Source organism: Hoeflea sp. BAL378 (genome assembly GCF_000759435.1).
In the GTDB taxonomy this organism is placed as follows: domain Bacteria; phylum Pseudomonadota; class Alphaproteobacteria; order Rhizobiales; family Rhizobiaceae; genus Hoeflea.
Genome location: NZ_JRJG01000111.1, coordinates 1 through 8,385 on the forward strand (window position 1 = coordinate 1; position 8,385 = coordinate 8,385).

The 8,385-nt window shown below is 65.5% G+C and carries 8 protein-coding genes; 6 read left to right on the plus strand and 2 right to left on the minus strand.

Features of this window, described 5'->3' with window-relative positions:
* The 3 genes from ubiB to LL06_RS20260 all read left to right on the plus strand — a co-directional run bounded on the left by ubiB (position 1) and on the right by LL06_RS20260 (position 2,600).
* Positions 1-1,494, plus strand: a complete 1,494-nt coding sequence (gene ubiB, locus LL06_RS20250) for a 2-polyprenylphenol 6-hydroxylase (RefSeq protein WP_081964099.1) — start codon at positions 1-3, stop codon at positions 1,492-1,494.
* A 2-nt stretch (positions 1,495-1,496) separates the two neighbouring features.
* The gene (locus tag LL06_RS20255; RefSeq protein ID WP_052161763.1) at positions 1,497-1,928 is read left to right on the plus strand and encodes a GNAT family N-acetyltransferase; all 432 of its coding nucleotides are present in this window, start codon (positions 1,497-1,499) and stop codon (positions 1,926-1,928) included.
* A gap of 234 nt (positions 1,929-2,162) precedes the next feature.
* Complete coding sequence (locus tag LL06_RS20260; RefSeq protein ID WP_035531023.1) at positions 2,163-2,600, plus strand: peptidylprolyl isomerase; 438 nt, start codon at positions 2,163-2,165, stop codon at positions 2,598-2,600.
* A 476-nt stretch (positions 2,601-3,076) separates the two neighbouring features.
* On the opposite strand, the gene LL06_RS27435 is transcribed toward LL06_RS20260, so the two are convergent.
* Positions 3,077-3,460, minus strand: a complete 384-nt coding sequence (locus LL06_RS27435; protein ID WP_152599700.1) for a hypothetical protein — start codon at positions 3,458-3,460, stop codon at positions 3,077-3,079.
* A 144-nt stretch (positions 3,461-3,604) separates the two neighbouring features.
* Between LL06_RS27435 and coaBC the strand changes: the two genes are divergently transcribed.
* On the plus strand, positions 3,605-5,080 hold the full coding sequence (gene coaBC / locus LL06_RS20265) for a bifunctional phosphopantothenoylcysteine decarboxylase/phosphopantothenate--cysteine ligase CoaBC (protein WP_244447195.1): 1,476 nt from the start codon (positions 3,605-3,607) through the stop codon (positions 5,078-5,080).
* A gap of 256 nt (positions 5,081-5,336) precedes the next feature.
* Here the strand turns inward: coaBC and LL06_RS20270 are convergent, their stop codons facing one another.
* Complete coding sequence (locus LL06_RS20270) at positions 5,337-6,725, minus strand: HD-GYP domain-containing protein (RefSeq protein ID WP_052161765.1); 1,389 nt, start codon at positions 6,723-6,725, stop codon at positions 5,337-5,339.
* Between the two features lie 216 nt (positions 6,726-6,941).
* Here LL06_RS20270 and LL06_RS20275 point away from each other — a divergent pair, with 216 nt between their 5' ends.
* Together LL06_RS20275 and LL06_RS20280 are read left to right on the plus strand one after the other, a co-directional pair.
* Complete coding sequence (locus LL06_RS20275) at positions 6,942-7,943, plus strand: hypothetical protein (protein WP_035531026.1); 1,002 nt, start codon at positions 6,942-6,944, stop codon at positions 7,941-7,943.
* A gap of 128 nt (positions 7,944-8,071) precedes the next feature.
* The coding region (locus tag LL06_RS20280; RefSeq protein WP_035531028.1) for a helix-turn-helix transcriptional regulator at positions 8,072-8,385 on the plus strand (314 nt) is incomplete at its 3' end.

Sequence of the window (8,385 nt, forward strand, 5' to 3'; positions counted from 1 at the left end):
CTGACCGGCGGGGCCCTGTTCGGCCACCGGCTCGCCACCCTGCTCGCCAAGCGCCGCGCCAAGACCGCCGAGCGCCCGGATGTGCTGGCCAAGGCCATCAACCGGCTCGGTCCCTCCTGGGTCAAGATGGGCCAGTTTCTCGCCACGCGGCCCGACGTGGTCGGCGCCGAGATCGCCGTCGACCTCTCGGGCCTTCAGGACCGGATGGCGACCTTCCCCGAGTCCCTGGCCCGCGCCGAGATCGAGGCCTCGCTTGGCCGCCCGATCGACGACCTCTACGCGCGCTTCGATCCGCCGGTCGCCGCCGCCTCGATCGCTCAGGTCCACCCGGCCGAAGTCATGGGCGAGACCGGCCTGCGCAAGGTCGCCGTCAAGGTCGTCCGCCCCGGCGTGCGCCAGCGCTTCCAGCGCGATCTCGAGGTGTTCTATCTGCTCTCCGAGCTGCAGGAGCGGTTCATTCCGTCCTCGCGCCGGCTCCGCCCGGTCGAGATCACCCGGACGCTCGAACAGACCACCCGCATCGAGATGGATCTCAGGCTTGAGGCGGCGGCGCTGTCGGAAATGGCCGAGAACACGAAGGACGATCCGGGCTTCCGGGTGCCCGCGGTCGACTGGGAGCGCACCGGGCGCGACGTCGTCACCATGGAGTGGATCGACGGCATCAAGATGAGCGATGTCGCGGGCCTCAAGGCCGCCGGCCACGATCTCGACACGCTCGCCGACACGCTGATCCAGTCCTTTCTCCGGCACACGCTGCGCGACGGCTTCTTCCACGCCGACATGCACCAGGGCAATCTCTTCGTCGATCCGTCAGGCCAGATCGTCGCGGTCGACATGGGCATCGTCGGCCGCATGGGCAAGATGGAGCGGCGCTTCCTCGCCGAAATCCTCTACGGCTTCATCACCCGCGATTACCGCCGCGTCGCCGACGTGCATTTCGAGGCGGGCTACGTGCCGGCCCGGCACGACCCGGCCAGCTTCGCCCAGGCGATCCGCGCCATAGGCGAGCCGATTCACGGCCAGCCGGCGGAAACCATCTCCATGGCCCGGCTGCTGACGCTCCTGTTCGAGGTCACCGAACTCTTTGACATGGAGACGCGGCCCGAACTGGTCATGCTGCAGAAGACCATGGTCGTGGTCGAGGGCGTGGCGCGCACGCTCAATCCCAAATTCAACATGTGGAAGGCCGCCGAACCCGTGGTGGGCGGCTGGATCCGCGACAATCTCGGCCCCAAGCGCATCGCCGGCGACATCCGCGAAGGCGCCATCGCCGCCTTCAAGCTGGCCGAGCAGCTGCCCGAACTCGCCGCCCGCACGCGGGCTTTCGTGACCGAGGTCGGGACTATGGCCGAGAACGGCCTGCGCTTCGACGCGGCCACCTCGGAGGCCATCGGCAAGGCGGAAGCCCGCCACACCCGCTCGGGCCGCGTGGCGCTTTGGATAATTGCTGCGGCCCTGGTCTGGTTGGCGCTCGCCATCCACCCCATATGGTAGGGATGGTTGCGTACCGCCCGATCTCTCTCGACGACACCGACATGCATCCCCTGGCCGACGAGGCCTGGGAGGACGGCTATCCCTTTGTCGAGCGCATGCTGGCCGATTGGCGGCTGGGCGAGAACCGCTTCGACGGGCCGGGCGCGCGGCTGATCGGCGCCTTCGACGACGGGCGTCCGGTGGGCTTCTGCGGCCTGTGCCAGGATCCCTTCACCAGCGAGAATGTCGGCCGCCTGCGCCATCTCTATGTCGAGCGCGGCCATCGCCGCACCGGCGTCGCCCGGGTGCTGGTGGCCCGCGCGCTCGATGGCGCGGCGATCTGGTTTCCCCGCATCCGTCTGCGCGCCACGCCCGCTTCCCGCGGCTTCTACGAACACCTCGGCTTCCACCCGGTCGACGAGAGCGACGCCACCCATTCGCTGCGGCTGAGATAGGCCCGGCCCGGCCAGCCGGTCGGGGTCATGCGCCCCGGCCAGGGCGGCGGATTTGCAATTCGGGCCCGTTTCCCGCAAAATGGGGCATTGGACCGGCCATCGCGCGCCGGGCCATAATTCGCCGACGGCAGCTCTTGCGCCGTCAGGGCAGGAAACCCGGCCGCGGGATGCGAGCCGCACCCGATCCGTGACCAAACGGACGCGCCGGGACAGACACAAGCATTGGATAGACATATGAGCGAGGCCAAATCCGGCGACACCGTGCGGATCAACTATACCGGCACACTGACAGACGGCACCATGTTCGACAGTTCCGAGGGGCGCGAGCCGCTTGAGTTCCAGCTCGGCGCCGGCCAGATCATCAGCGGTCTCGACCGCGAAGTCGAGGGCATGAAGGTCGGCGACAGGCAGACCGTCACCGTTCCGGCCGAACAGGCCTATGGCCCCCATGACGCGGCGAAGGTGCAGAAGGTCCCGCGCGCCGCGCTGCCGCCGGAAATCGAGCCGCAGCAGGGCATGCAGCTTCAGGCCCGCACGCCGCAGGGCGGGCAGGTGCCGCTCGTCGTCACCGCCGTCGAGGCGGAGGAAATCACCGTCGACGCCAACCATCCCCTGGCCGGCCAGGACCTCGTGTTCGACATCGAGGTCGTCGAGATCGTCAAGGCGGCCTGACCGCAAGCCAAGCACGGCGATCCCGGCATGACGCCGGGGTCGCCGGTTCGGAACGCGCGCACCCTTCCGTCCTGCCCCGCCTGGGTCGTGTTCAATCAAGCCAACAGCCTGCGCCCACGCGGCTCCGCATAAGCGCGCGGATTTGACTGCACTGCATGCAATGCTTACATTGCAGTCATCATCACCCTCTGTCCAAGGGGAGGCGCCCATGGCGACGCTGACCATTCGCAATCTCGATGACTCCGTCAAGCAGGCCCTGCGCGAACGCGCGGCATGGCGTGTCCATGGAGGAGGAGGCGCGGGTGCTGTTGCGCACCGGCCTTTCCGGGTCCACCGGTGCCAAGGAAAGCCTGTGGGACAGGGTCTCCCGATTGCGCGAAAAATATGGGACCGCGGATCTGTAAATTCCTCAGCGAACGCAGATTGCAGGCGAACGGATAGTTTTCCCTTGGCTGGATGATGAATGAGACCTGCAATTATTTGATGCGTCCATTTAGGTATAAAGTGACCAACACGTCCATTTGTGCATTTTCCTTTTTCTGCTCGCCGCCAGTTGCAATGGACCATAGTTCTTCTTTGTTGGTCGCAAGGCCAGGGTCGAAGCGGATCGCCGCCAAAGCGCGCTCCACGTAGCCCCTGTTTTTGATCGAGCGCGTGTAGATTCCCGCTGCGACGTTTCGAACAGCACCGAGTCCGCAGAGCGCGAGAAAAGCGTCCCGGGGACATCCTTTCGATCGTGAAGATTCACTGCTCGGAAAGACATCTTGGACAGCAGTCTCCCAAGCCAATCGGGGAGGCATTGCTTCATTCTTTGCGAGAAGGTGCACTGCGCTGATCGCGGCTTCGCCATATTTTCCCATTGCTCGATCCTTTTGCCATTTTCCTAGTGTATTCGTAACCCGGGCCTAAATCTTAGGTCTCGCTCCAATCCATTAAAAAGATTGCATGGGCTGCAAGTCGTGAAATATGATTGCAATGAAATCACTCCGTCTCTGCGAGTAGCCATGGCAAGCCTCACAATCCGAAATCTTGATGAAACCACGAAGCAGCGGCTGCGTGAGCGGGCTGCGAAAAACGGGCGCTCCATGGAAGAGGAGATGCGGGTCATACTAACTGATCTCGAAGGCAGCGTGGAACCGGATCAAGGTGAGGGAGAAGACGCGACCGGTGGTTCTTTTTACAATCGTGTCCGCGCCTTGGTAGAGCCTTTCGGGGGTATCGAGCTTGATCTGCCGCCGCGCGGAGACATGGCGGTTTCGCCTCTCTCCACGGTCGGAAAGACCCTGTCCGGCAAACGCATCCTCCTGATCATCTCGGGCGGCATCGCCGCCTACAAGGCGCTCGACCTGATCCGCCGCCTGCGCGAGCGCGGCGCCTCCGTGCGGCCGGTGATGACGGCGGCGGCCCAGCAGTTTGTGACGCCCTTGGCCGTCGGCGCGCTTGCCGCCGACCATGTCTACACCGACCTGTTCTCCCGCGAGGACGAGCAGGATGTCGGCCACATCAGGCTCGCGCGCGACTGCGATCTCGTCTGTGTCGCGCCGGCCACCGCCGACCTGATGGCGAAGCTGGCCCATGGGCTTGCCAACGACCTCGCCTCCACCGTGCTACTCGCCACCAACAGGCCGGTGCTGGTCGCGCCGGCCATGAACCCGGCGATGTGGGCGCACCCCGCCACCCGCCGCAATCTGGAGACGCTGCGCCGGGACGGCATCCGCTTCATTGGCCCGATGCGCGGCGAAATGGCCGAATCCGGCGAGGCCGGCGAGGGCCGCATGGCCGAGCCGCTGGAGATCGCCGCCGCGATCGAGGCGCTGCTCGACGACGCGCCGAAGCCGCTTTCCGGCAAGACCGCCATCGTCACCTCCGGCCCCACCCACGAGCCGATCGACCCGGTGCGCTACATCGCCAACCGCTCGTCGGGCAAGCAGGGCCACGCCATCGCTGCGGCCCTCGCCCGCCTCGGCGCCGAGGTGACGCTGGTCTCCGGCCCGGTGACGATCCCAGATCCGGCCGGCGTCCGTGTCGTCCGGGTGGAAAGCGCCGCCGACATGCTCGAAGCCGTCACCCGGGCGCTGCCCGCCGACATCGCCGTCTTCGTCGCCGCCGTCGCCGACTGGCGCGTGGCCGCGGCCGCCGGCGACAAGATCAAGAAGAAGGAGGGCCAGGGGCCGGCGCCGCTGCAGCTCACGGAAAATCCCGACATCCTCAAGACCATCGGCCATCACGAAAACCGCCCGCGCCTCGTCGTCGGCTTCGCCGCCGAAACCGCCGACGTGATTTCCAACGCCCAGGCCAAGCTCGCCCGGAAGGGCGCCGATTTCATCGTCGCCAACGACGTCTCGCACGAAACCGGCATCATGGGCGGCGACCGCAACCGCGTCCGCATCGTCTCCAAGGACGGCGTCGAGGACTGGCCGGATCTGTCCAAGGCGGAGGTGGCGGAAAGGCTGGCGATGAGGATCGCGGAGGCTTTCTAACTGGGCCTGCTTCGGATCAAGGACGTTCGGAGACAGGGGCGCGAGCGGGGCCGAGTCCCCACCTCCCCCTTGAGGGGAGGTCGGAGAAGCGAGCGACAGCGACGCTGATCCGGGTGGGGGCTGGATCCACCGGCGTGGGCCGAAGTGAGTGGCGAATTCCGAACCCCCACCGGCTCTGCCCGCCCTTCGGCCGGTCAATCGCCCGCCTCCCCTCAAGGGGGAGGCAAGAGCGCCCAGCCTCTTGCAATCCCCGCCCCTACGCCGCCACTTCGGCATTCAGCCTCGCGAGGCCGGACTTGAGCGCTTCTATGCAGGCGGGATCGAAGGCCGTGCCGGCGTCAGCGTCGAGGATGGCGAGCGCCTTGGAGATCGGCATGGCGGCGCGGTAGGGCCGGTCGGCCGACAGCGCGTCGAAGACGTCGGCGACGGTGAGGATGCGCGCTTCCAGGCAGATCTCCTCGCCCTTGAGCCCGTAGGGATAGCCCTTGCCGTCCAGCCGCTCGTGATGGGCGGCGGCGACCGGCGCGATGTCGGCGAAGGCATCCGCCCGGTTGAGAATGGCCTCGGACTGGGCCGGATGGCGCCGGATCGAGGACCATTCCTCCGCATCGGGCTTACCGGGCTTGTCGAGCACCTGGTTGGAGACCCCGAGCTTGCCCAGATCATGCAGCAGCGCCGCGCGGCGGAGCCAGCGGCGGTGGGCGGGGCCGAGGCCCATCTCCTCGGCGATCATGTCGGTGTAGAGCGTGACGCGGTTGGAATGGTCGGCGGTGAACGGGCTCTTGGCGTCGACCACGTCGGAGAAGGCGGCGGCGATGTCGTCGAGATAGTCCTCGTCCACCGGCTCGGACTGCAGCGCCGGCTTCATCGAGAACACCCGCGGCCCGAGCTCGGGCGATCTGAGCAGCGCCCAGAAGTCCGGATCGGCGCGGGCGGTGGCGAAGGCCGCGACCAGGGCCGGGTCGAACCAGGCGCCCGAGCGCGCCTCGACCTCGCTGATGGCGGCCGCCGCGCCGCTCTCGGTGTGGAAGATGTCGATCACCTGCGCCATCAGCGCGATGCGCGAGATCAGCGGGATCTGGTCGCCTTTCAGCCCTTCGGGCTTGCCCGAACCGTCCCAGTGCTCGTCGAGCGAACGGATGCCGTCCTGCACCGCTTCCGAAAAGCGCATCCGCGCGGCGATGTCGGCGCCGCGGTGGCAGCGGGTCTCGATCAGGCTGCGCGAGATCTCGCCGCCGTTCTGCAGGATGTTGACCACGGCGCGGATCCGCTCCGCCAGGCCCGATTCGAGCCCGGTCTTCTTGAACACGAAGCGAAGCGCCGAGGACAGGCTGCCGTCGATGGTCTTGAAGTCGCGCTTGAAGGAAATGTCGTCGGCCAGATACAGCTCGCAGATCCGCGCGGCGTTGCTCGAGCAGCCCAGGTCCTTGAGCAGCAGCGTGTAGTAGAGGTCCTTGAGCTGGTCATCGGGCAGGCCCAGCGCCTCGCCGATGCGCGCGCCGATCCAGCAGCAGCGCAGGCAATGCCCCTCGGGCTGGCCCTCGGTCATGTCGAGCGCGTAGCTGAGCGCGCCCAGCAGATCGGCCAGCCTGAATGCCGAGGGACGCCCGCCTGCGGCAAGGCTGAGATACAGGCTGGTGCTCATCGCGCGGTCTCCGGTTTGCCATCGGTCTAACAGCAGCGGCTTAAGAAGGGTTTACCGGCGAGGCTCCCTCCCGGGGTAATCGGGGCGTTCAGAGCGCAAAGAAAAGGTCGCTTAAGCACGTTTGCCGACCGAGGTTGACCGGCATGCGGGCTCGCTCTACCACAGCTATTGGTTGTCTTTCTCATCAAGCCCGAACCCAATTTGTAAAGCCAGCACATGTGGCCCATCAGTGATCATTTCCATTTTGTGAGTATCGGTGCTGTATTTTTCGCAGCGTGCGCGCTCTTCTTCCTGGCGGCAGCCCGCCATCGGCTGCTCATCACCGTTCCGCCGGTAGGGTTGGCGGTGTATGCCACCTGGCGTTTTGCCAATGTCGGCGAGGAGGAATATGCCGGACTTGGCGTCATGATCGCTGTTTCGGCGCTGGCCTTGACGCTGTTTGCCGCCGCCATCTGGGTCTTCCTGTCCCGCCTGATGGTCCGTCGGATAGCAAAACGTTCCGGCGGCGTGGCCCCTGGGCGCCCTGTGCCTATCCTTACAGTGCTGATTGCGACGGCGCCGGCGCTCCTGGTGGCTGCATTCTTTTTCGAAAGACAGATCGTGCCGAAGGCCCCATGCTCCATAGACGGCGTCACCTTCGCGGTCGGCGAAGCCTCCTACTTCGTACCTCCGGAATTTGAGTCATGGATCTGGAAGGGCCAGTCGGCAAGCGGACGGCCGAAGTCCATACACTACTCCACGAGGACGCGGGACAAGGAGGAGATGCGCCGGCTCTGCGAAGCCACAGCGTACGGCACCCAGCCACTGAACGTCGATACACTTCAACTCAGTGGTTACTCCATCGGTCCTTTCCTGCAGAAGACCTGCGACACCGTTTCGGGAGAAGCCAAGGGTTACTGCACCGGTTACTCGCCATCCATGCTTGCAAACATTCGGACTGTAAAATTCGCACGTCAGCCGGACCGCTCGATTTCGAGCACCCAAAGCTGGTTTTCAAAGAAGCGTCGGGATGTGGTGGCCGGAGGCGATTTGACCGATGGTTTTGTGTGTATCGAGGAAACCTACAACAATTCATTCCAATGCTCGTCCTGGCGTCCTGTCCGTGGCACAACATTCGTGTTTGCGCAGACGCAACGCGTTCCCGGGCTGAAGCCGGATGAGCTGGTGCGCAATCTCGACGAGGCAATCGCATTCTTCGAAAGCGCCCTGACGCCTTAGCTGCCCAGCTTGGGGCCACACTCCGGCACACCGCCTGCAGGGCCGCGACAAACCAAACTCGACTTGACCAGGAAGTACAAATAGGTCATCCTGATTTTGGGATTTCTTCTCATATCGGGGATATCATCTTGACCAACCTTAACGAAAGGCTGGCGGAACGGCTCAGGCAGATCCGGGTGTCGCGCGGCTGGTCGCTCGAGGCCCTGGCGGAGAAGAGCTCCGTCAGCCGCTCGACGCTGTCGCGAATCGAGAACGCCGAGGTGAGCCCGACGGCCGAGACGCTGGGCAGCCTGTCGAGCGCCTACCAGATGAGCATCTCGCAATTGCTGGCCCCGGTCGAGACGCCGTTCGCGCCGCTGGTGCGGTCTTCCGAGCAGAGCCTGTGGAGCGACGAGGCCAACGGCTTCACCCGCCGCATCGTCTCGCCGCCGAGCGGCGGGCT

Coding starts and splice junctions, on each gene's coding strand:
- coaBC (WP_244447195.1), top strand. CDS start 3,605: ATGGCAAGCCTCACAATCCGAAATCTTGATGAAACCACGAAGCAGCGG.
- LL06_RS20260 (WP_035531023.1), top strand. CDS start 2,163: ATGAGCGAGGCCAAATCCGGCGACACCGTGCGGATCAACTATACCGGC.
- LL06_RS27435 (WP_152599700.1), bottom strand. CDS start 3,460: ATGGGAAAATATGGCGAAGCCGCGATCAGCGCAGTGCACCTTCTCGCA.
- LL06_RS20270 (WP_052161765.1), bottom strand. CDS start 6,725: ATGAGCACCAGCCTGTATCTCAGCCTTGCCGCAGGCGGGCGTCCCTCG.
- LL06_RS20275 (WP_035531026.1), top strand. CDS start 6,942: ATGTGGCCCATCAGTGATCATTTCCATTTTGTGAGTATCGGTGCTGTA.
- LL06_RS20255 (WP_052161763.1), top strand. CDS start 1,497: ATGGTTGCGTACCGCCCGATCTCTCTCGACGACACCGACATGCATCCC.